Below are 23,436 nucleotides of genomic sequence, written 5' to 3'. Positions count from 1 at the left end.
GGGCACCCAGGTTCTTGACGCTAGCTGCTGATTTGATGGCGAGGTTTTCATTGCCCGCGCGGGGATTGGAGGCTATAATGCCGCCCGCTTTCACATCCGTGAAGCAGATCATTTGCCTGCTGCTGGGTCGCCTGTAGCAGGATTAATCAAGAGAGCTATTCAATGTTTACTATCGAAGCACAAGTACGTAAAGAGCAGGGTAAGGGTGCGAGCCGCCGCCTGCGCGCAGCTAACAAGTTCCCGGCTATCATTTATGGTGGCGAAGCAGCTCCGGTTGCTATTGAACTGGATCACGACAAGCTGTGGAACCTGCAGAACAACGCTGAATTCTACAGCGAAGTTCTGACCATCGTTGTTGATGGTAAAGAAGAAAAAGTTAAGGCTCAGGCGGTGCAGCGTCACCCGTTCAAGCCGAAACTGGCTCACATCGACTTCGTTCGCGCTTAATCGCCAGCGAGTCTACGTGACGAAAAAACGGCTCCCATCGGGAGCCGTTTTTTTTACTTCTTCGCCGCTTCCCGTACCGTTTTTTCCTTCCCGGTGGCGCTAATCACCTCGTTATTCTGGCTATCCGATAGCGTAATGCCGTTCACCTGCGCAAACTGCCAGGCCTGCCCGGTGTTTTCAAACGTCACATCGGTAAACTGACTGTCGTGCAGGAAGGTGATACTGCTCGCCTGCGTGTTGCGGAACTTCACGCGATGAAACGCAATATTCTGATGATAGGCGTCGCGCAGATAGGCGATCCCGTACGCGGCGGTCATCTCCTCAGCCGTCATCCCGTCCACCAGAATACTCTTTTTCGCCGCCGTGCCGTCGACGGACACATTCTCGACCGTCACGTTGCGAAACTGCGCGGGCTCCGCCGCGGGCGTCGTATCATTCACATCCGCACTGTATTTGATGGTGAAGATAAACGGCTCTTTGGCTAAATCTTTCATCGCGTTGTTGCGGAATACTACATCGCGCGCCCCGCCCCCGTAGTAAGGCCGGCTTTTCATCCGCAGGCCGATATCGGTCAGATACATAACGTTATCTTCTGCGACAATTTTTTCAATCCACACGCCGGTATGGCTGCCGGTCACCACCGCGCCGTGCGCTTTACGGAAGTAGTTGTTGAAAATCCACGTGCCGCTTTGCGCTTTCTGGCCAAACGTCTCCACGCCTTTGCCGTAGCCCGCCGCGAAGTTCATGCCATCATCGCCGGTATCAAAGAAGTTATTGAATACCAAACCGTTCTGGCTGTTGCCGAGCTCGATGCCGTCGGCGTTGTTACCGTCGAAGGTTTTGTGCGTCAGCGCGTTGAAGGCGATATTCTCCGACTCGAGTACCATGATGCCGTGAAATGCCGGGTTGAGAAGGGTTAATCCCTCCAGATAAAGATGACGCACGCCGCGTAACGTCATCAGGCTGGAGCGGCGGTTTTTATAGGCGCTGTCGCGGTCCATCCCTTCCGCCACCGCCTGTTCGGTCTGGTATTTCGCCAGCACGCCGTCCTCCCCCACCTTCTTCGCGTTGCTGGCGCGGTACTGCGGCAGCGAGTTACCCAGCTCATCCACAATCGACTCCGCGCCGCCGGCCTTTATGCCCCGTGTCCAGCCATTACCATCGATATTCCCTTTACCGACGATCCGAATATTCTGGAAGGTGCCCGCATGCGAGCTGCCGCGGTCATCCCCCTCCAGCGCATTAAGCAACGACGGTGGACGTTTTGGTAGCGGGTTATCGGTATACGGATAGAGATAATAGCCTTTGCTCATCGGGTAGTCCGCCGGGTTATCGGAACCCAGCAGCGTGGCGCCGTCGGCAATATCCAGCGTCATATCGCTATGCAGGAACAGCGCGCCGGTTTTAAATATGCCGTCACGCACGCTGACTTTGCATCCCTGGGGATAGGCTTCGAGGGTGCAGCTGTCGATCGCTTTTTGCAGCGCGGCGGTATCCAACGTCTTGCCATCGCCCACCGCGCCAAAGTCTTTCACGTTCACCACGTGCGGCATTTTGGTTGTTCGTAGCGTAATCGGTGCGCTGTCGGCAGACTCTTTACCGTCCTCATAAACGGCGCGCACGGTGAAACGGTATTCTGTATCCGCTTTCAGGCCATCGGCGGTAAACGTGCGCAAATCCACTTTCTGCTGCCAGCCGTCGTCCAGCGTCTGGTAGAAGTTATCGATATAGGGTTTGGCTGGCGAGTAAATGTCCTGGTTATCCCGCGCGCTCCCCATAAAGGTCCCATCGCGATAGATATGATAATCAACCACCTTCTCTGCTTGTGCGAGCGGCTTTTCCCAAACCAGTACCACGTGTCCATCGTCGGCAGACAGTACCGGCGACTGGACGTTCTGCGGCGCTGCCGACGCTGCACGCAGGGCGGCAGCGCTATCGTCGCAGCCGCTCAGCAGGCCTGTAAAGAGTAGCGCTGAAACCAGCGCGATTCGGGAATGCCTGAAGGTATTGTGCATGTTTTATTTTTCCTCTCAGTTTTCCGCGGCATTTGGCACAAACAACCGCGTTCATGAGCTGCTGTTGTAAAAACAGCTCCCCTTATAAAATCAAAATAATTTTGCATTTAAAATGAAACGCATTTTTATTTATTTTCATGCGAAATAACTGAGAGTCAGGTCAAGATTTAACCTGCATACAAAAGAAGCGATCGCGGATTTGCGAGTGGGGTCACTCACCATGCGCAGAAAGGAAATAGACAAAGCCCGCACTAATGCGGGCTTTAGAGATTAGCTTTTGCCTGATGTCCGGCGTTGTAGCTGATCGCGTAGATTCGGCGGTGTGCCTTTAATGGTCAGCGTATCGGTTGCCGGATCCCAGAAGATACGTTCACCCAGCAACATCGCGTCGAAGTTAATCGTCAACCCACCGCCGCTGCCGGCGAATTTGGTCAACTGACGCAGGGTGCTGCGGTCCGCCGGGAAGCTCTCTGCCAGCTCGTAACCTTTTTCGGCAGTAAACTCGCTGAAGCTAACGTCGCTCACGCCGGACAGCTCTTTTGACAGCGACGCCAGTTCAATCTCTTCACCCGCTTGCAACTGTTCGTTGCAGTAGGTATACACCTGCTGGCGCACGTTCTGACGTTCGTTCTTATCCAGCTCCGCTTCGGCAGCGAAATCATCCAGCGCCTGCAGCAAACCACGGTTTTGCACCTTGGCGTTTAACCCTTCGCTGGCGCCGAGGAAGTCCATAAAGAAGTCGGCGACTTTGCGGCCCACGCGGCCTTTCAGGAAGGTCAGGTAGCGGGTCGATTCCGGGTTAGTTTCCCACTCGGTGAGATCGATACGCGCCACGATATCCGCGTGGTTGATATCCAGGTAGTGGGTCGCGCTGATATCGAGCTGTTCATTGACGCGCATGCTGCTGAGGTTATTCAGCACCGCCACCAGCAGATACTCTACCGCCAGATAACGGTAGTGGCAGAACAGCACAATACCGCCGTCAGCGAACGGATATTTCGCTAGCTCATCGCGCAGACGCCCCGTTGCCGCGCGGCTGAATGCGAGGAAATCTTCCTCGCCCTGGCGCTGTAGCTTCAAGGTCTGCGCCAGCTCGCTCTCTTCGTTAAACAGGCCGTAGGCTTTATTTTTAGCGCTATACACCCGATGCAGCTCGGCCATCATCTCTTCAACCGGCGCAGTCGGCTCCAACAGCGTGTCGCGCAGCACCACGTCCAGGTTTTGCTCATCGCGTTTGACGAGCTGATGCAAAGCAATCTGGTCGATATCCAGACTCATGTTAAACTCTCCTTTAAGATCGGGTGTATTCAACCATCCCCGATATAACAGTGCAACTCGCATATTACCGAGGTCGCGGCAGTATAATGCGCAAAGGATAACGCGTTACGCCGAAAAAAAGCGGAAAAAATGCTGCTGCTACGGTAATATACTGCCCTTTAATGAACAGACAGATTTCGATTTATGCCACAACAATCCCGCTATAGTGATGAACACGTAGAACAGCTGCTGAGCGAGCTGGCTAACGTGCTGGAACAACATAAGGCTCCGACCGACCTTTCTCTGATGGTGCTGGGCAATATGGTAACCAACCTGATTAACAGCAGCGTAGCTCCGGCTCAGCGCCAGGCTATCGCGCGTTCTTTTGCCCAGGCGCTGCAATCTTCCATTAATAGCGATCCTGCGCACTAAGGGTACAAGCAACAGTTTATGGTGACACATCGTCAGCCTTACCGAGAAAAGGTCTCCCAGATGGTTAGCTGGGGGCACTGGTTCGCCTTGTTCAACATGCTGTTGGCCATGGTGCTCGGTAGCCGCTATCTGTTTGTCGCCGACTGGCCGACGACGCTGGCAGGACGGATTTTCTCCTACATCAGCCTTGTCGGGCATTTCAGTTTTCTGGTGTTCTCCACCTATCTGCTGATTCTGTTCCCCCTGACCTTTATCGTCATGTCCCAGCGCCTGATGCGCTTCCTGTCCGCCATTCTGGCGACGGCGGGCATGACGCTGTTGATCATCGACAGCGAGGTCTTTACCCGCTTCCACCTGCACCTTAACCCGGTGGTGTGGGAGCTGGTCATCAACCCCGATCAAAATGAGACGGCTCGCGACTGGCAGTTGATGTTTATCAGCGTGCCGGTGATTCTGCTCGTCGAAATGCTGTTTGCGACCTGGAGCTGGCAGAAGCTGCGCAGTCTGACGCGTCGTCGGCACTACGCACGCCCGGTTGCCTGGTTCTTCTTTGCCTCATTTATCGCGTCGCACGTGATGTATATCTGGGCGGATGCCAACTTCTATCGCCCGATCACCATGCAGCGCGCCAACCTGCCGCTCTCCTATCCGATGACGGCCCGCCGCTTCCTGGAGAAACACGGCCTGCTCGATGCGCAGGATTATCAGCGCCGCCTGGTAGAACAAGGCGATCCTGAAGCGGTCACCGTACAATACCCGCTCAGCGAGCTACGCTATCGCGATATGGGTGCCGGACAGAATGTGCTGTTGATTACCGTCGATGGCCTGAACTATTCGCGCTTCGAGCAGCAGATGCCGTCGCTGGCACGCTTTGCCAACGATAACGTCAACTTTACCCAGCATATGAGCGCCGGTAACACCGCCGATAGCGGTATCTTTGGCCTGTTCTACGGTATCTCGCCTGGCTATATGGACGGCGTGCTCGCCGCGCGTGTGCCGGCGGCGCTCATCAGCGCCCTCAACCAGCAGGGATATCAGCTGGGGCTGTTCTCTTCGGACGGCTTCGAAAGCCCGATTTATCGCCAGGCACTGCTGTCCGACTTCTCTCTGCCGCCGGGCAAATCACAGGATGATACCCAGACGGCGAGCCAGTGGATTAACTGGCTAACCAACAATGCGCAGGATGAAACACGCTGGTTCTCATGGGTGTCGTTTAACGGCACGAACGTCAGCAACGCCCAGGCAAGCGACCGTCAGTACGGCCGCGCCGCCGCGCAGGTCGATGAGCAAATCGGCCGCGTGCTGGATGCCCTGCGCGATTCTGGCAAGCTGAAGAATACGGTCGTGATTATTACCGCGGGTCACGGCGTGCCGCTCAGCGGGCAGAAAAACAGCTTCAACTGGTCGCGCGCCCAGCTACAGGTACCGCTGGTCATCCACTGGCCTGGTACCCCGGCCCAGCGTATCGACCTGCTGACCGACCATAAAGATGTGATGACCACGCTAATGCAGCGCCTGCTGCACGTTGGCACCCCTGCCAATGAGTACTCGCAGGGTCAGGATCTGTTCAGCGCGAACCGACGTCATAACTGGGTCACTGCGGCGGATAGCAGCACGCTGGCAATCACCACGCCGACCATTACCGTGGTGCTGGATCACAACGGTCACTATAAAACCTGGACCGCCGAGGGCGACCGGATACGTGACCAGAAAGCCCAGCTCAGTTTACTGCTACAGGTGCTGACCGAGGAAAAACGGTTTATCGCTAACTGATTGATTAATTATGAATCAATCAGTGAGTTACCCGCTTGCAATCGGCGGTAAAAGCGGTAGTATCTCCCATGCGTCGGCACGTAGCGCAGCCTGGTAGCGCACCGTCATGGGGTGTCGGGGGTCGGAGGTTCAAATCCTCTCGTGCCGACCAAAAACACATTGAAAACCAGCCTCTTATGGCTGGTTTTTTTATACCCGTCTCATGGGTGGGGTGAAACTGGGGTGACCTGCTCCCCGTTGATTAACACACCCCGATGTTAGTAATGTCTTCAAAAGCTACACGTGCTGCTTCCTGTGCCTGTTTAAACGGATCGATACATCAGCTACCACTGTTTCTACGCTTGGTGTTTCTACTGCATCTGCCATTTCAACTACTCCAATAAACAGGGCGATATTGCCCTAACTGAGAATGTATTTACTTTTTCATGAAAGCATTGCAAACATGATTTCAATTTTTTATAACTTTTAAATGCATCACACCGAAAAAAAGAAACCCCACCGAGTGGGCGGGGTCATATCAGAGAACACAAATCAATCAATAATGGAAACCGCCACTAGTACGCCCACCACCAATGTGACTACCGCCAGTACTGAAAGCACCTGCTGAACGAGTCGCTTGTGCATTATCGCCACCATTCCCACTACCCCCATGAGAACGACTATTATTAGAATGATCATTATTCCCACCTTTGAACTCAGCAAAGTAATGCACTGGTTTCTTGATAGGTACAGGTGGTGCAGGTGGTGCAGGTGGTACTTTAGGTGCATTAGCAGCAGCTTTAGCATCCAGGGCTATAGCATTTTGTAATGCAACACTAGTTGCTGAGATACGCTGTTGAGCGAGATTCATTGTTTGAGTTTTAGCTCTTACTGATTGTGCAGCAGAATCAATGTCTGCCTGTGTTCCCGTTGCCTTAGCATCATTTAGTTTCTGAGTGGCATTGTTCAAATCAGAAGCTGCAATAGAAGCAAAAGCCTTTGCGGCTGCATTATCTCTGAATGCTTGAGCTTGTAAGGGTTCAGCCTGAATAGACATAGATATAGCAGAAATCGCTATAGCTAATATAGAAAGTTTAATATGCATACCATCACCAATTGTTGAATAAATGTATTAATAAATAAATTAAGTACTAGCAAACTAGTTTAATTATCGAAACCAAAAGTATTGGCGAACGGCAATCTAATTGCATATACCTTTTTTTACAATAGGAAAAAAGGAAAACCAACAAGAGGTAATACCAGTAAAACCCTGTTATTATGTAAATTGCATTTCACGAATAATAATTAGCCTATTAATTTTTAAATTTATGTAACGGGGTTATTTATATTTATAGTTTATTGATAATGTGACCAAATTGTTTAATAAAAAATAAAAATTTAACTAAGTGAATTAATCTCATTTTTTAAATTTTCTTATTATTGCCATTGGAACTAAAAGTGAATGGTTCGTTTTGCAGGGATGCTTACAGTTCCAACAACATCGGTCTGAGCAATGCCCATTGTAGCTACTGTGATTGCTAAGGCACTGATAATTTTCATTTATTCATCTTCCTAAACTCAGTGGAATCAACCACTTTACCAACATAGCGGCCTTGTAAAGTTGCTGTATCGTCTTTGAAAATAAGCCGTGCTGCCCCACCTTCATTATTAACAGTGAGTTGTTGATAGGTTCCCGGTTTTATTTTCTCTGCGACCTCATAAACCGAAGGGCTACCATCAGGGCTAACAAACCAGTATCGCACGCGATTTTTGAATTTATCCGGGCCAATCTCTAGCGATCTTTTGCCATATCTCGGACTCTCACCCTGATAGACGCCGTAAACGCTCTGTGGATTTGCACATACACTTATAGAAACTACCAACAACGAAAATAACCCTACTCTGGAGATCCTTTTCATCATTATAAAATTCTCTGCTAGCATATTAATTCGTAATTGGCTTGGCTTCTTTATCCCATGGTTTAGGGTCTAACCAGCCTTTTGTCGGGCTAAAAGTTTTGCCGCCGTCTAAGGTGTAGATGTGAAGCAAGAAGCCGCCTCGGTAGCCATTCTTAACGGCTTTTTCACAATCGGATTGCATCAAAGCCCCATCACAAACAATCTTCACTTCGCTAACTCCGTTAAGAGGCTTATCAAGAGTCGTAGTTACTCGATTATCTCCCAGCGTTGTTACTCCATAGAAATAAAAGCTATATTTCCGAGCGGTGTGAAGGTCTGCGGCGTATTGCTTGATTTGTTGGGTATTGATTGAGTAATAGCCGGAGCTATCCTTCTTCGCGTTCTCTTGCCCCCATCGATCAACATCATTCAAGAAAGTAACGAGATCTCTCTGTTCCTGCTGTTGCTCTGCCCGATAACGTTCGGCATTTTGTTGGTTTTGTACATAGAGCCAAACACCACCAATCACGCAAACACCAACCACCGCTAAGACGGCATAACCGATCCATTTATAGGCACTACGTGGTAACAGCTTGAAAATCAATATGATTAAAACAATAGCCAGAAGAAAAAGAACGAAACCAACCATTTTTTGAACACCTTCAAACAAACGACGAGAAATAATAATGGGCATTGATTAATCAATGTTGATCCAGATCACATTATTAGTAGCAATACGTACTTCCTAGTGATAAGCCATCATAATACTTTGTGAATCGGGAAGTTGCCTTCTCAAACTTCACCGTAAGAGTTTTACGTGGTTTAACAACACCAACGTAAGGGCCTCGCCCTCCCTTGCACATTTCTCATCGAAAAGCATAAAAAAGAGACAGCCCGCACCTCAGTAGAATCATCAAATACAAAAGTCGTAAAAACATAGATAAAAAAACCAGATCAGAACAACATATCAATATATAGAACTATTCCTAATGCAAAATACAGTAAAAGACGATTACCATTCACGTCAGGAATGCTATTCTCTCTTCGTTGCAAACTGATAAAAAGGATGAACAGTGAAAAAATCACATAAACTTGCCGCTTCATTACTCGCCATCGCCTGCGCTTCCAGCAGTGCCTGGGCTGCAGAACAGCCGCTGGAGAAGGTCGCCCCTTACCCGCAGGCTGAGAAAGGTATGAAGCGTCAGGTGATTCAGTTACCGGCGCAGAAGGATGAGTCGGCCTATAAGGTAGAGTTATTGATTGGTAAAACGCTGGAGGTTGACTGCAACCATCAGCGTCTGGGCGCCGAGCTGGAAAGCAAAACGCTGGAAGGCTGGGGCTATGACTACTATGTGGTAGAGAAAGTCAGCGGCCCGATGTCAACGATGATGGCTTGTCCTGACCAGAAAAAGACCAGGAAATTCATCACCGCCTCGCTGGGTGACGATGGCATGCTGCGCTACAACAGCAAGCTGCCAATCGTCGTCTATACCCCGGAAAACGTGGAAGTCAGATACCGCGTATGGGAAGCACAGGAAACGGTGCATAACGCCGAAGTGCGTTAATAAAAAAACCGGCGATTATGCCGGTTTTTTTCTGCCTGCGAATAGGGCTTACAGCGCGATATCTGCAATCTCTTTCACCGGGACAGCCTTTGGCGTCGCCTGAACCGACGGAACCGGATCGGCGTCACGCGGCGCTTCATGACGCAGACCCAGTACTTCACTGGTGTAGGCCAGCGTTCGCTCAATCAGATGCGGATTTTCGGTCAGCGTTGAGCCATAGGTTGGCACCACGGCACGAATCTTCGTCTGCCATTCGGCAGTTTGCATCTTATCCTTAAACACTTTTTCCATCAGTTCCAGCATGATAGGCGCTGCGGTAGACGCACCAGGCGATGCCCCCAGCAGCGCGGCAACGGTGCCTTCATCGTCGCTCACCACTTCCGTGCCCAAACGCAGCACGCCGCCAATACGGGCATCGCGCTTAATAATTTGTACGCGCTGGCCTGCCTGCCACAGACGCCAGTCCTGTTTTTTCGCCATCGGGTAGTAGGCGCGCAGCGCAGCATGACGATCTTTATCTTTCTGCAGCACCTGGCTCACCAGATATTTGACCAGATCGAAGTTATCCAGACCCACGTTAAGCATCGGCAAAATGTTGGATTTGTTGGTGGACGCCAGCAGGTCCCACAGCGAACCATTTTTCAGGAAGCGCGTGGAGAAAGTGGCGAACGGCCCAAACAGCACCACGCGTTTACCGTCAATGATACGCGTATCGATATGCGGTACCGACATCGGCGGCGCACCCACGGAGGCCTGGCCATAGACTTTCGCCAGATGGTGATTCACCACTTCCGGGTTTTCGCACACCAGGAACTGACCGCCAACCGGGAAGCCCGCATACTCTTTTGCCTGCGGGATTTTGGTTTGTTGCAGCAGCTTCAGCGCCGCGCCGCCCGCGCCAATAAAGATAAACTTCGCTTTAATCGTGCGCTTTTCATGGCTATTGTTGGCGTCGGAAACCGTCACGCTCCAGCTGTTATCCGCGTTACGACGGAAACGGCGGACCACGGTGTTTAACTGGAGCGAAAAACCCTCACGCTTTTTCAGCGCATTAATTAGCTGACGGGTGATCTCGCCGTAGTTTACGTCGGTGCCGGCCTCAGTACGGGTGGCGGCAATTTTCTGCTGCGGATCGCGCCCTTCCATCACCAGCGGCGCCCACGCTTTGATCTGCTCGTGGTCTTCGGAATAGCGCATGCCGTTAAACAGCGGGCTCTTCTGCAACGCACGGTAGCGGGCGCGCAGGAAGTTGACGTTGTCATCGCCCCACACAAAGCTCATGTGCGGCACGGTGTTGATAAAGCTTTTCGGCTGCGTCAGCACGCCGCGTGTCACCTGATGCGCCCAGAACTGACGAGAAATCTGGAATGCTTCGTTAATATCAATGGCTTTTTCGATGCTGACAGAGCCGTCAGCTTTCTGCGGTGTGTAGTTCAGTTCCATCAGCGCCGAGTGCCCGGTACCGGCATTGTTCCAGCCGTTTGAACTCTCTTCCGCAACGCTGTCCATTTGCTCAACCATGGTAATCGACCAGTTTGGTTCAAGCTCCTGCAGCCACGTACCCAGCGTAGCGCTCATAATTCCGCCACCGATCAGCAATACATCCGTCTCGTGAACCGCACGAGCCTTCGCCTTATTCGCCACAGAAGTCTTCTCGGTACCCGATTTCTGTGAGTTGGGTACAGCTATCTTTTTTTTCATCGTAGGGGGCCTTACTTGACTGTCGAGTTGTTACACGCAGGTAAAAACATCCGTACGGTTACGTTACCACCAGGACGGATAAATTTAAATATTGTTTAAAATTTAAGTTGAGTTTTGAGATCTGTTATTAAAATGTTTAATAAATGTGTACAGAAAATGAGATTTGGTACTAGTAGAATGTGACGGGAAGCGGTATTATTCCCCCCTTTGTGATGGTACGCACGGAAGCTGTGGCTTATAGAAAACCGGCCATCGATAACCTGCGAATAACCTATGTCGAACACCTCATCATTGAGCATTCTGCGCTCGCCATCTCTGCTCACCCGTGAAATTCTGGCAGGCGTCATTACCGCTCTGGCACTGATCCCTGAAGTCATCTCGTTTTCGGTGATTGCTGGCGTTGACCCGAAAGTCAGCCTGATTGCATCCGTTGTGCTCTGTCTGAGTATGTCGTTCCTTGGCGGACGCCCGGCAATGGTCACGGCGGCGGCCGGTTCGGTTGCGCTGGTGATTGGCCCGATGGTCCACGTTCACGGCGTGGCCTACATTCTACCTGCGGTTTTATTGGCTGGCATCATTCAAATTTTGTTTGCCCTGTGCGGCATGGCCAAACTGATGCGCTTTATTCCCCAGTCGGTAATGACCGGTTTTGTTAACGCGCTCGGCATCCTCATTTTCTTTGCTCAGGTGCCCCACTTCTGGAGCCGCAGTCCGCTTATCGTCGCGCTGTTTGCCGCCACCATTCTGATCGTACTGTGGTTACCACGGGTGACAAAAAGTATCCCTTCCCCGCTGGTTGCCGTCGTGCTGCTGACGCTGTTTACCGTCACCAGCGGGCAGATTCTGCCAACCGTGGGGGATGAAGGCTCCATGAGCGGCGGCCTGCCGGGGCTGACTCAGTGGCGGGTGCCGTTTAACCTCGAGACGCTACAAATTATCTGGCCCTGCGCGCTGAGCATTGCCTTCGTCGGGCTGATGGAATCGCTGCTGACCGCTAAACTGGTGGACGATCTCACCCATACCCCCTCGAACAAAACGCGTGAAAGCGCGGGCCTCGGCATCGCCAATATGCTGGCTGGCTGCTACGGCGGCATTGCCGGGTGCGCGATGATCGGTCAGACCATCGTCAACGTGGAGATGGGAAAAGGCCGTAGCCGCGTTTCGACGGTTGCCGCCGCGCTGGTGCTGCTGCTGTTGGTCACCGCATTAAGCGAAGTGATGGCGAAGATCCCGATGGCGGTACTGGCGGGGATTATGGTGATTGTAGCCTTTAAGACCTTTAGCTGGCCAAGCCTCCAGCCCGCGACGCTCAAGCGTGCGCCGTGGCCGGAAACGCTGGTGATGCTGGTTACCGTTGGCGCAACGGTCAGTACCGGTAACCTGGCGATTGGCGTACTGGCAGGGCTCATCATGATGGCGATCGTGCCTGCACGCCTGAAGCATCGTGCGAAGCTTAAAGCAGAAACACCGTCGCCAACCCCAGAAAAATAAAGAAGCCGCCGGTATCGGTGATCGCGGTGATCATCACGCTTGAGCCGACCGCCGGGTCGCGCCCAAGCTTGGCCATGATCATCGGGATCAGCACCCCCATAATCGACGCCACCAGCAGGTTCAGGATCATCGCCAGCGTCATCACGCCGCCGAGCGCCAGGTCGTCGTACAGCAGCCAGGTGACGGTGCCCATGATGCCGCCCCAGACGATACCGTTAATCAACGCTACCCCCATCTCACGCAGGATCAGGAACGAGAAGTTACCCGGCTGAATATGCTGTAAAGCCAGCGCGCGCACGATCATGGTGATGGTCTGGTTACCGGTATTACCGCCAATGCCCGCGACGATCGGCATTAACGAGGCCAATGCCACCAGTTGCGAAATGGTGTGTTCAAAACCATCAATGACGCGCGAGGCGATAAACGCGGTACAAAGGTTAATAGCCAGCCACGCCCAGCGAGTTTTCACCGCTTTGGTCACTGGCGCAAATACGTCCTCTTCACTGCTCAGGCCGCCCATGCGACGCAGGTCGCTGTCGGTCTCTTCATAAACTACGTCAACGATCTCATCGATGGTCAGGCGCCCCATCAGCTTGCCCTGCGAATCAATTACCGCGGCGCTGATCAAGTTGTCACGTTCGAAGGTACGCGCCACAATTTCCGATTTTTCTTCCGGGTGGAATGCGACCGGGTCAGATTCCATCACTTCATGAACGAGCTTATCCGCCGAATTGAGCAAAATGGTTTTCAGCTCCAGCTCGCCAATCAGCGTCTGATCGCGCTGGATAACAAACAGCTTATCGGTGTTTTCTGGCATTTTGCCCAACCGGCGCAAAAAACGCTGCACCGAGGCCAACGTGACGTCCGGGCGAATGGTAATCACCTCGAACTCCATGATCGACCCCACCTGCTCGTGGGCGTAGTTCATCACCTGGCGTACGCGCGCGCGCTCTTCCGGCGACATCGACGCCAGCAGGCGTCCGGTCAGGTCACGCGGCAGGTGCTGCACCAGATAAATCTGTTCGTCGATATCCAGCGTTTGCAATGCATCGAGCAACGCCCGGTCGCTCATATCTTCGATGAGGTCGTCCCAGACGTTCTCCGATGCTTCCAGCAACACCTTCCCACGACGATCGTCTTCGACCATGTTCCACAATGCATGGCGCTCTTCGGACGGTAACGCTTCCAGTGTATCGGCAAGATCCGGCGGCGGCAGGTGCGCCACTAAGTTGCCGACTTCGGCGAGGTCGTCAACCAGCGTGCCTTCATCATACTGCTCGGCGAGCGTGAGTTTGCCCAGCAGCGCGGAAGTCACGGCTTTATCGGTAGTCAGCAGCCAGATCAGGCGCTGACGCTCTTCATCGCGCAGACGAGCGCTGTTCTTTTTCAACAGAGGCATGAATAATCCTTATTCGTGAGACGTCGCCCAGCCGGATGGCCGGGCGAATTAAGCATAGCGCGGGGAGATGTAAAAAAGTTTAAACAAGCCGCCCGTACGATGAAAAAATCGGCAGAGCGGCAAAAAAAACCTTAGGCGGTGCGGGCGACCGCGTCGCGGGAAGCGCGTTCACGCTCCTCACCCACCAGCTCACTCAGCTGACCGTTACGCATTTCCAGCAGGCGGTCGGCATGAATAAAGTAGTGATCGTCATGGCTAATAGCGAAAATGGTTTTCCCCATCTGTTGCATCAGCGGTAACAATATCTGATAGAACTCACGGCGGAAGTGCGGATCCTGATCGGCCGCCCACTCATCAAGCATAATGATGTCGCGTTCTTCCGCCAGCGCCAGCAGCAGCGCCACACGCTTCTTCTGCCCTTTCGATAGCTTGAGGTCGAGAATGCGTCCATCTTCCAGCGTAATCTTGTGCGTCATCTGCAGCTGGTTCAGCCATTTCTCAACCAGCGCCGGATCCGCCGTTTTCCCTTCTGGCCCCAGCAGCTGGTCAAACAGCCAAACGTCGGTAAATACCGCTGAGAATAACTTGCGGTAGTCTTCCGGCCTGGCGGTCGCCAGCGGCTGACCGTCCAGCAGAATCTGCCCGGATAGCGGTTGATACAGTCCGGTCAGCAACATCGCCAACGTCGATTTACCGCTGCCGTTGCCGCCAATCAGGAATACCATCTCACCGCGCTTGAGCGTCAGGTTCAGCGGCCCCACCGCGAAGGTGTTGTCTTCATAGTGGAAGGTCACGTCGCGCAGTTCCAGCGTCTGCCAGTTCGGGTGCGCCGTCGGCTGCGGGAAGGTTTCCTGATATGGCGCCAGCGCGAATTTATTCAGCTTATTGAACGCCACCTGCGCGCTCAGCAGCGTGGGCAGCGCGCCCACCGCCGACAGCAGCGGCGTGCGCAGGAACAGCAGCGTAAGCGAGTATGTGGCGGCAACGTTGGTGTCGGCCCAGCCGAGACTGTTCGCCATCCAGAACACCAGACCAATGGCCCCCAGCATCATAATATTCGACCAGTTGACCGCGCTCAGATGGAAGGTGTCAGCCCGTACGATATGGTGGCGGTAGTCTTTCGCATTCGGCGTGAATTTTTGTTCGAAGACATACTCCGCGCGCTCGCGGTTCAGGGTCAGCTCTTTGCGCCCTTCCAGCACCGTCTGGTAATCGTCGTACAAGCGGTCTTCGGTTTCACGCAGCGTCGCCATGTGTTTATACACCCGCGCCACCAGCACGAAACCGCCCCAGATGGTCAGCGCCATCCACAGGGCGGTAATCAGCAGCATTTTGCTCGACAACATCGCCAGGTAGGCCGCGGAACCCACGGTCAGAATAATCCCCTGCACCAATTCTGGCAGCCGCACGAAGGCAATGGTGATCGCGCGGATGTCGCTGGTCAGCCCCGCCAGTAACGCGGCGCTGCCGAGTTTCTCGACGCGCTCCACCTGAGTATCCAGGATACGTTTGATAAATTCCCGGCGCAGGCGATAGACAAAGTGATGGCCAAGCGTGGTCAGCGCCAACTGCGAACCCAGTGTGACCGCCATCAGCAGCAGCAGTAGACCAAGAAATTCCGGCAGTACGGCAAGCGTGGTATCCACCGTCTCAATCAGACGTACGTTAATAAAAGCGATAAGCCCGATACCGAGCGCGGCGCTCAACAAGCTTAAGGCGATAACGCCGATAAAAGGCCAGCGATACTGACGCCAGACAAGTAACAGAAGTTCCATAACAGTGACCAGGACAAGAAAAAACAGCCAGCAGTGTAAACTGCTGAGAGACTACATCAAGAATAATTCTTATTTTTATTCGTCATTCCGCGGCACGACGAAAGGTCAGGTTATAGCGCCACGGACCGACCTGCGGATGGCTCCCCTCTTTGAGTGGCAGAATCGCATGATAAAACAGCCGCGACTCACCGCCCCACACCACCACGTCGCCATGCTCAAGCAGCACGCGTTGCAGCGGATCGCTGCGATTCAGGCCACCGAACTGAAACACCGCGGGTAGGCCGAGCGAAACCGACACGATCGGCGCATCCAGCCGGACCTCGTCTTTATCCTGGTGCAGCGATAGCTTCGCCCCCGGCTGGTAGCGGTTTATCAAGCAGGCATCGGGGTTGAACGTGGGGTAACCCGCGCCGCTCGCCGCCTCCTGCGCCAGCTGGCGAAAGCAGTCCGGCATCGCAGGCCAGGGTTTTCCGCTGAGTGGATCAACGGCAGCATAGCAATAGCCATGACGATCCGTACTCCAGCCAAGCGGGCCGCAGTTGGTCATCGCCACCGACATGGTATAACCACCCGGCGTGACCATATGACGAAATGGCGAAACCGCCGCCACCTGCTCGATAGCCGCCAGCAGCGCGGTGCTGTGCGCCCGCGCTAACCGACGCAAGATCATCGCGCCAGGCGCCAGCGGTTCCGACCACGGCGCTTCATCGGCAAACAAGTCTAACATTCGATCTCCTGTTCTTTTTCACGCGCGAGCAATCGGGCTTTACGGGCCACACCCCAGCGGTATCCCGACAGGCTGCCGTCGCCGCGCACCACCCGGTGACAGGGCACCAGTATCGCCAGCCGGTTTGCCGCACAGGCGCTGGCCACCGCACGCACCGCCTTTGGCCTGCCGATAGCCTCTGCCACCTGCTGGTAGCTACGGGTTTCACCGGGCGGAATGGCACGCAGCGCCTGCCAAACCTGCTGCTGGAAAGCGGTGCCGCGGATATCCAGCGGCAAGCTCAGCGCCGCCGCGCGCGATTCGAGGCTCGCCATCACAGCGGAGGTTGTCTCGCTGACGTCCGCCCCGGCAACCAGCAGCGTTGCGGCAGGAAAACTCTGCCGTAGTTCGCTAAGCAGGCCAGCCTCATCGTCACCCAACAGCACGGCGCAAACGCCGCGCTCACTGAGCGCCACCAGGCAGCGCCCTAGCGAGCACTTACCGACGGTATAGTGAATCTCCGTCGCTTCGCCACCCCGACGGCGAGTACGTGCGGTCATCCCCAGCAGCGCGTCGGCATGACGGTAGTAGCTGCTGCTTGACGGGAAACCCGCCGCCAGCACCGCCTGCGTCACCGGTTCCCCCTCGCTCAGCGCCTCACGCAGGCGATTTGCGCGCCACGCCAGTTGCCAGGCTTTTGGCGTTAAACCAGTGATGGATTTAAACATGCGATGGAAGTGATACGGGCTGACCGCGACCGCCTGCGCCAACGCATCAAGCGTGACCGGGCTATCCCGCTCCAGCAGCCGACAGGCGTGGGCCACTTTGGCAATTTTCTGCTGCTCAGGCGAAAGCGCATCCGGCCGACAGCGTTTGCAGGGACGAAAACCGCCCGCTAGCGCCGCGCTGGCATCGCTGAAAAAACGGACGTTCTGACGCAGCGCATGACGTGCGCGGCACGAAGGACGGCAAAAAATACCGGTGGTCAGCACGGCAAAGACAAACTGACCGTCGGCTTTCGCATCGCGATCGAGAACCGCCTGCCAGCGCGCCTCGTCGTTGTGTAGAGTATCAATCGTCATAACAGGCTCCTCCTTCTAGTGTAACTGCCACAGTGCCTAAAAGGAGGAAATAAAAAACCCGCAATCTTGCTTTTTAATTTTTCCCATTGACCAGGAAAGCGCGGAACTGCGGCGACATCCAGGTGGTAAAACCATCGCCTTCTTTCATGATCATGTACACTGCCAGCCCCTGTTCGCGCACCACCTGCTGGGCTTTTTCGGTCCCCAGCACCATCAGGCCGGTATCCCAGGCGTCAGCTTCCAGTGCGGTCGGCGCAATGACGGTCACCGACACCAGCTTGTGAGTAATCGGGCGTCCGGTTTGCGGATCGATCACGTGCGAAATGCGTTTACCGTCGAGTTCATAGTAGTTGCGGTAGCTCCCGGAGGTGCTGATGCCATGACCGTTGATATCGACGATCGCCTGCACCGCATTTTCCCGGTCGGTCGGTTTTTGAATCGCGACCCGCCACGACTGGCCGTCGGCGTTCATTCCGCGACTCACCAGCGCGCCCCCCACCGAGACCAGATAACGGGAGATACCTTCTTCCGTCATCAGGCGCGCCAGATGATCGGCAGCATAGCCCTCGCCGACGGTAGAAAGATCGACGTAAAGATCGGGGATCGATTTTTGCAGATACTGCCTGTCCGCACGGTTGATAACCGTTAATTTGTCCAGACCGGTGCGCGCTTTCGCGGCGTCAATCTGCGCCTGAGTTGGCGTACTGACCGGCTGTTTGTCCGGGCCAAAGCCCCAGAGATTGACCAGCGGGCCAACGGTAATGTCCATCGCGCCCTGGGTTTTACGCCCAATGCGCAACGATTCAGTGACGATATCCGCCATCGCTTCATTGACCGGCCACGGCGTGGTGCTCTGCGAGTGGTTAAAGCGCATCAGCGCCGAGTCGTTCTTCCAGGTCGACAGCAGACGATCGTCGCCATCGAGCTGGGTTTGTACCTTGCTGCGGAGCGCTTCAGCCTGGGCTTTATCCACGCCCACCACGCTTACGCGCCAGAAGGTGCCCATGGTCTTCCCTTCCAGCACGGTCACCGCCGCTTTGGGTGTTGCCGGCGCGCTGGCGTTATCACAACCCGTCAGCAGAATCACGACGCTCAACAGCGCCATTCGTAAAAAAGTCATTTCCATCCGTTATTACCCTCCTGCAATCGGCGCAAGAGTACACTAATTTGCTGAAATTCGGCACAAAAAAAGGGGCCAAAGGCCCCTTTTGCAATGGTCTTAACAGTATTAGAACTGGTAAACCAGACCCAGTGCAACGATGTTATCGGTAGAGATACCAGCGGCCTGAGTGAAGTCGTTTTTGTCCAGCAGGTTGATTTTGTAATCAACGTAGGTAGACATGTTTTTGTTGAAGTAGTAAGTCGCGCCCAGGTCGATGTATTTCAGGAGATCCTGGTCACCGAAGTCACGTACGCCGTTGTCGATGTTCTTACCTTTAGACTGCAGGTAAGCGATGGACGGACGCAGACCGAAGTCGAACTGGTACTGTGCAACCACTTCGAAGTTCTGAGCTTTGTCAGCAAAACCGTAAACGCCAGCGTTCGGGGAACCGCCGAAACGAGTTGCGTTGTAGGTCTGGGTGTACTGAGTTGCCAGATAGATGTTGTTAGCATCGTATTTCAGGCCAGCAGAGTAGGTTTCAGCGCGGTCGCCGCTACCGTAGATTTTGCTGTTACCAATAGTTGCGCCAGTGTCATCTTTGATAGCAAAGGTGCTGGTGTTTTGCTCAGTAGTACGTTTAGAAGAAGAGATCGCACCACCGATGCTGAAGCCTGCGCCCAGATCGTAGGTCAGGGAGCCGCCGAAGCCGTCACCGTTCTGTTTCAGAGCCTGACGACCGTTAGCAGTCTGGCCTTCGCCGGATACGCTGCCGTTTTTACCCTGATACTGCAGAGCAAAGTTCAGGCCGTCAACCAGACCGAAGAAGTCGGTGTTACGGTAGGTGGCAACGCCGTTAGCACGGGATTGCATGAAGTTGTCAGAACCGTAGGTGTCGCCGCCGAATTCCGGCAGAACGTCAGTCCAGGAAGTTACGTCGTAAACAACGCCGTAGTTACGACCGTAGTCGAAAGAACCAGCGTCAGCAACGCGGATACCTGCGAAGCCTACACGAGTCCATGCCTGGTCAGAAGAACCTTCAGTGTTGTTCGCCTGAACGTTGTATTCCCACTGGCCGTAACCGGTCAGCTGGTCGTTAACCTGAGTTTCACCTTTGAAGCCCAGACGCACGTAGGATTGGTCGCCGTCAGAACCGTTGTCGCTGGAGAAGTAGTGCAGGCCATCGACTTTACCGTACAGATCTAATTTGTTGCCGTCTTTGTTATAAATTTCAGCCGCATTTGCTGCGCCCGCTACCAGCAGAGCCGGTACCAGGAGGGACAGTACTTTAACTTTCATGTTATTAACCCTCTGTTATATATATATGCCTTTATATATGCCACTGCTTACTGATTAACCCTCATTAATCAGTCGGCAGACCCATTGTGCTGTAAAAACAGGAATAATCCAATAGGAATATGATACGAAAATCATTCAAATGTTTCATTTGTCCATATAGATGTTTCTAAATGTAAATTTAAGGGAACTTTTATAAGCACAAAAAGGCCGGAAAAATAGCACTAATAATCAAAAACAGAAAAAATATATACACTGAATCAATGAGTTAAAAAACATGAAATGTATAGCACTGAATGGTAAAACAAAACCTTCACCCATAACTAAAATAGTCAGTGCTATCATCATTAACTTTATTTATTACCGTCATTCAGTTCTGAATGTCTGTTTACCCCTATTTCAACCGGATGCTTCGCATTCGGTTTTTTTTTACCTTTCTTTACGCAAATTTAATCAACGTATGCTACCCATCGTAAATTATAACGACTATTAACTAATCGTTTTTCAGCACAAAAAATGTCATTGCACACCGATAACAATTAATGTCTTGTTATTTAGTGCTATTTTTCCTTGTGGTTTGGTAAATAATTGTACAGTACGCGCTAAATTGTACACATTATCCACAATGTCGAATTTCTCCTGCGCTGAAATAATAAAACGCCTTTTCAACATACAGGCCACCGCGCCCTCGCCCACGACGATTTTGCCTCGTTGATGCATCCTGGTGAATTTTTTGTATATACTGCCTGCAGTACAAAAACAGGGTTTGCATGCCTCAACGCGTTATAAGCTTGAGCATATCCTCATTCAGATGCCGTTATGATGGGTTACACACGCCAATGAGTCAGTCCGACAAGATGAGCCCGACGAAATTTTCCCTGCTGCCGGGGAGCATCACGCGTTTCTTCCTTCTTATGATCATTGTCCTGCTGGTGACGATGGGCGTGATGATTCAGAGCGCGGTTAACGCATGGCTGAAAGATAAGAGCTATCAGATTGTCGATATGACACATGCCGTACATAAGCGCATTGATACCTGGCGCTACACCACCTGGCAGATCTACGACAATATTGCCGCTTCCAGCACCAATGCGGCACCTGGCGACGGCCTTCAGGAAACGCGGCTGAAGCAGGACGTCTATTATCTGGAAAAACCACGGCGTAAAACCGAAGCGCTGATTTTCGGTTCTCACGACAGCGCGACGCTCGACATTACCCAGCGAATGTCGACCTATCTCGATACCCTTTGGGGCGCAGAAAACGTGCCGTGGTCGATGTACTATCTTAACGGTCAGGACAACAGCCTGATTCTGATCTCTACGCTACCGCTCAAAGACCTCTCTTCCGGCTTTAAAGAATCGACGGTTGGCAGCATTGTCGACTCGCGCCGCGCCGAGATGCTCCAGCAGGCCAACACGCTGGATGAGCGCGAAACCTTCTCATCGTTACGACGCCTGGCCTGGCAGAACGGCCGCTACTTTACGCTGCGAACCACCTTTAATCAGCCCGGGCACCTGGCGACCGTCGTGGCGTTCGATTTGCCGATTAACGATCTCGTGCCGCCGACCATGTCGCTGGACAGCTTCCGTCTCGAGCCCGATCCGGCGCAGAATGCCCAGCGTAGTCAGGAGAAAGATCCGGGCGACAGCGTTGCCATCAACTTTAATAGCTCGCGCATCGAGATTACGTCGGCGCTGAATACCACCGGTATGCGGCTGGTGTGGCAGGTGCCGTTCGGCACGCTACTGCTGGATACCTTCCAGAACATCATGCTACCGCTGCTGCTGAACATTGGCCTGTTAGCACTCGCGCTGTTTGGCTACTCCACCTTCCGTAACCTGCCCACGCGCGGCAGCACCAGCAGCAGCGTCTCCTCAAGCGGCACCAATAACGAGCTGCGCGTGCTTAGAGCCATTAATGAAGAGATTGTCTCTTTATTACCGCTGGGGTTGCTGGTACACGACCAGGAATCCAATCGCACCGTCATCAGTAACAAGATAGCCGACCATCTGCTGCCGCACCTGAACCTGCAGAACATCACCAGCATGGCGGATCAGCATCAGGGGGTGATTCAGGCCACCATCAATAATGAACTGTATGAAATTCGCCAGTTCCGCAGTCAGGTATCGCCGCGCACGCAGATTTTTATCATCCGCGATCAGGACCGTGAAGTGCTGGTGAACAAGAAACTCAAGCAGGCGCAACGGCTGTACGAGAAAAACCAGCAGGGCCGCGCCGCGTTCATGCAGAACATCAGCGACACGCTGAAACAACCGATCAAAGCGTTGGCAAACGAAGCCAGCCACATCAATACTCCGGACAGCCAGAGGCTGGCTAATCACGCCGATCTGCTGGTTCGACTGGTGGATGAAATTCAGCTGGCCAACATGCTGGAAAACGACAGCTGGAAAGGCGCTACCACACAATTCTCACTGCAAGAGTTGATAGATGAGGTGGTGCCGGAAGTGTTGCCGTCAATCAAGCGTAAAGGACTGCAGCTACTGATCAACAATCAGGTTCCGGCCAAAGCGCAACGCCACGGTGACCGCGACGCTCTGCGCAGGATCCTGCTGCTGTTGATTCAATACGCCGTCACCACCACCCAGATAGGCAAAATTACCCTTGAGATCAGCGCCGAGGAGTCGGCGGAAGAACGTTTAACCTTCCGCATTCTCGACACCGGCAACGGCGTGTCGCATGGCGAAATCGACAACCTGCACTTCCCGTATCTCAACGATACCCAGTCGGATCGCTACGGTAAGGCCAACGCCCTCACCTTCTGGCTGTGCGATCAGCTGGCGCGTAAGCTTGGCGGGCACCTGAATATTAAGGCGCGGGAATCGCTGGGTACCCGCTATACGCTGCACGTGAAAATGCCGGTACGCGAGGAAGATGCGGAAGCGGAAGAGCTGCTGCTCGATGACGTGGTCGCCATGGTGGATATCACCTCCAACGAAATTCGCAATATTGTCACGCGTCAACTGGAAAGCTGGGGGGCAACCTGCATCAGCCCGGATGAACGCGCAACAAGTCAAGAATTTGATCTGTTTTTAACTGATAATCCGTCTAATCTTACTGCTTCCGGCTTGCTTTTAAGCGATGATGAGGCTGGAGTACGCCAAATTGGCCCTGGCCAACTGCGCGTCAACTTTAACATGAGTAACGCGATGCAGGATGCCGTGCTCCAGCTTATTGAAGAGCAACTGGCACAGGAAGAAGTCACGGAATCACCGTTGGGTGGTGATGAAAATGCCGAGCTTCAGGCCAGCGGCTATTATGCGCTGTTTGTTGATACGGTACCGGAAGATGTTAGCAGGCTGTATACTGAATCCGCGGCAAAGGACTTTGCCGCACTGGCACAGACAGCTCACCGCCTTAAGGGTGTGTTTGCCATGCTAAATCTGGTACCTGGCAAGCAGTTATGTGAAACGCTTGAACATCTTATTCGTGAGAAAGATGCATCCAGCATAGAAAAATACATCAGCGACATTGACGCCTACGTCAAGAGCTTGCTGTAGCAA

The 23,436-nt window shown here is 53.3% G+C and carries 18 protein-coding genes and 1 tRNA gene; 7 read left to right on the top strand and 12 right to left on the bottom strand.

Translation table 11 applies throughout. The features are described 5' to 3' along the window. Nucleotides 1-162: 162 nt before the first annotated feature. Nucleotides 163-447, top strand: coding sequence for a 50S ribosomal protein L25 (rplY, locus tag ABTW00_RS07820; protein WP_064544038.1), 285 nt, complete (start codon nucleotides 163-165; stop codon nucleotides 445-447). A 53-nt stretch (nucleotides 448-500) separates the two neighbouring features. Here the strand turns inward: rplY and ABTW00_RS07815 are convergent, their stop codons facing one another. Together ABTW00_RS07815 and yejK are read right to left on the bottom strand one after the other, a co-directional pair. Further along, the gene (locus ABTW00_RS07815) at nucleotides 501-2,462 is read right to left on the bottom strand and encodes a glycosyl hydrolase family 28 protein (RefSeq protein WP_433640012.1); all 1,962 of its coding nucleotides are present in this window, start codon (nucleotides 2,460-2,462) and stop codon (nucleotides 501-503) included. A gap of 270 nt (nucleotides 2,463-2,732) precedes the next feature. After that, on the bottom strand, nucleotides 2,733-3,740 hold the full coding sequence (gene yejK / locus ABTW00_RS07810) for a nucleoid-associated protein YejK (RefSeq protein WP_064544034.1): 1,008 nt from the start codon (nucleotides 3,738-3,740) through the stop codon (nucleotides 2,733-2,735). Between the two features lie 183 nt (nucleotides 3,741-3,923). Between yejK and ABTW00_RS07805 the strand changes: the two genes are divergently transcribed. From ABTW00_RS07805 to ABTW00_RS07795, 3 genes are all read left to right on the top strand, one after another. Then, entirely contained in the window at nucleotides 3,924-4,151 is a 228-nt protein-coding gene (locus tag ABTW00_RS07805) for a YejL family protein (protein WP_064544031.1), read from the top strand. A gap of 18 nt (nucleotides 4,152-4,169) precedes the next feature. Next, the gene (gene yejM, locus ABTW00_RS07800; protein WP_433640009.1) at nucleotides 4,170-5,924 is read left to right on the top strand and encodes an LPS biosynthesis-modulating metalloenzyme YejM; all 1,755 of its coding nucleotides are present in this window, start codon (nucleotides 4,170-4,172) and stop codon (nucleotides 5,922-5,924) included. 74 nt (nucleotides 5,925-5,998) lie between these two features. After that, nucleotides 5,999-6,075 (top strand) — tRNA-Pro (locus ABTW00_RS07795). Nucleotides 6,076-6,459: 384 nt separating this feature from the next. Here ABTW00_RS07795 and ABTW00_RS07790 read toward each other — a convergent pair. The 3 genes from ABTW00_RS07790 to ABTW00_RS07780 all read right to left on the bottom strand — a co-directional run bounded on the left by ABTW00_RS07790 (nucleotide 6,460) and on the right by ABTW00_RS07780 (nucleotide 8,495). Further along, nucleotides 6,460-7,008, bottom strand: coding sequence for a hypothetical protein (locus ABTW00_RS07790; RefSeq protein WP_433640007.1), 549 nt, complete (start codon nucleotides 7,006-7,008; stop codon nucleotides 6,460-6,462). Nucleotides 7,009-7,459: 451 nt separating this feature from the next. Next, nucleotides 7,460-7,825: a hypothetical protein gene (locus tag ABTW00_RS07785; RefSeq protein ID WP_164092398.1), complete on the bottom strand. Its 366-nt coding sequence runs from the start codon at nucleotides 7,823-7,825 to the stop codon at nucleotides 7,460-7,462. A gap of 22 nt (nucleotides 7,826-7,847) precedes the next feature. After that, complete coding sequence (locus ABTW00_RS07780; RefSeq protein ID WP_433640005.1) at nucleotides 7,848-8,495, bottom strand: hypothetical protein; 648 nt, start codon at nucleotides 8,493-8,495, stop codon at nucleotides 7,848-7,850. Nucleotides 8,496-8,874: 379 nt separating this feature from the next. Between ABTW00_RS07780 and eco the strand changes: the two genes are divergently transcribed. After that, nucleotides 8,875-9,366 (top strand): serine protease inhibitor ecotin, encoded by a 492-nt coding sequence (gene eco / locus ABTW00_RS07775; protein ID WP_433640003.1) that lies wholly within the window; start codon nucleotides 8,875-8,877, stop codon nucleotides 9,364-9,366. 48 nt (nucleotides 9,367-9,414) lie between these two features. Here eco and mqo read toward each other — a convergent pair whose 3' ends face one another. Beyond that, nucleotides 9,415-11,067 carry a malate dehydrogenase (quinone) gene (gene mqo / locus ABTW00_RS07770; RefSeq protein WP_064544025.1) on the bottom strand — a complete coding sequence of 551 codons (1,653 nt, stop codon included), beginning with the start codon at nucleotides 11,065-11,067 and terminating at the stop codon, nucleotides 9,415-9,417. 273 nt (nucleotides 11,068-11,340) lie between these two features. Between mqo and ABTW00_RS07765 the strand changes: the two genes are divergently transcribed. Beyond that, nucleotides 11,341-12,558 (top strand): SulP family inorganic anion transporter, encoded by a 1,218-nt coding sequence (locus tag ABTW00_RS07765; protein WP_433640000.1) that lies wholly within the window; start codon nucleotides 11,341-11,343, stop codon nucleotides 12,556-12,558. Here ABTW00_RS07765 and mgtE read toward each other — a convergent pair. From mgtE to ABTW00_RS07735, 6 genes are all read right to left on the bottom strand, one after another. Beyond that, a complete protein-coding gene (mgtE, locus tag ABTW00_RS07760; RefSeq protein WP_065355732.1) occupies nucleotides 12,521-13,957 on the bottom strand; it encodes a magnesium transporter in 1,437 nt (478 codons plus the stop codon). The genes ABTW00_RS07765 and mgtE overlap by 38 nt on opposite strands. A 131-nt stretch (nucleotides 13,958-14,088) precedes the next feature. Then, on the bottom strand, nucleotides 14,089-15,732 hold the full coding sequence (locus tag ABTW00_RS07755; RefSeq protein WP_065355733.1) for a multidrug ABC transporter permease/ATP-binding protein: 1,644 nt from the start codon (nucleotides 15,730-15,732) through the stop codon (nucleotides 14,089-14,091). A gap of 82 nt (nucleotides 15,733-15,814) precedes the next feature. Continuing rightward, on the bottom strand, nucleotides 15,815-16,459 hold the full coding sequence (gene alkB / locus ABTW00_RS07750) for a DNA oxidative demethylase AlkB (RefSeq protein ID WP_064544017.1): 645 nt from the start codon (nucleotides 16,457-16,459) through the stop codon (nucleotides 15,815-15,817). After that, entirely contained in the window at nucleotides 16,453-17,520 is a 1,068-nt protein-coding gene (gene ada / locus ABTW00_RS07745; RefSeq protein ID WP_433639996.1) for a bifunctional DNA-binding transcriptional regulator/O6-methylguanine-DNA methyltransferase Ada, read from the bottom strand. The genes alkB and ada overlap by 7 nt, the downstream gene beginning before the upstream one ends. Nucleotides 17,521-17,593: 73 nt before the next feature. Continuing rightward, nucleotides 17,594-18,646: an FAD:protein FMN transferase ApbE gene (apbE, locus tag ABTW00_RS07740; protein ID WP_433639994.1), complete on the bottom strand. Its 1,053-nt coding sequence runs from the start codon at nucleotides 18,644-18,646 to the stop codon at nucleotides 17,594-17,596. Between the two features lie 102 nt (nucleotides 18,647-18,748). Beyond that, nucleotides 18,749-19,918: a porin OmpC gene (locus ABTW00_RS07735; protein WP_433639992.1), complete on the bottom strand. Its 1,170-nt coding sequence runs from the start codon at nucleotides 19,916-19,918 to the stop codon at nucleotides 18,749-18,751. 836 nt (nucleotides 19,919-20,754) lie between these two features. Here ABTW00_RS07735 and rcsD point away from each other — a divergent pair. Then, nucleotides 20,755-23,433, top strand: coding sequence for a phosphotransferase RcsD (rcsD, locus tag ABTW00_RS07730; protein WP_065355739.1), 2,679 nt, complete (start codon nucleotides 20,755-20,757; stop codon nucleotides 23,431-23,433). The last annotated feature ends 3 nt before the right edge of the window (nucleotides 23,434-23,436 follow it).

This window comes from Kluyvera georgiana, assembly GCF_050990895.1.
Lineage (GTDB): Bacteria > Pseudomonadota > Gammaproteobacteria > Enterobacterales > Enterobacteriaceae > Kluyvera > Kluyvera georgiana.
This window is presented reverse-complemented; position numbering and strand designations above follow the sequence as displayed.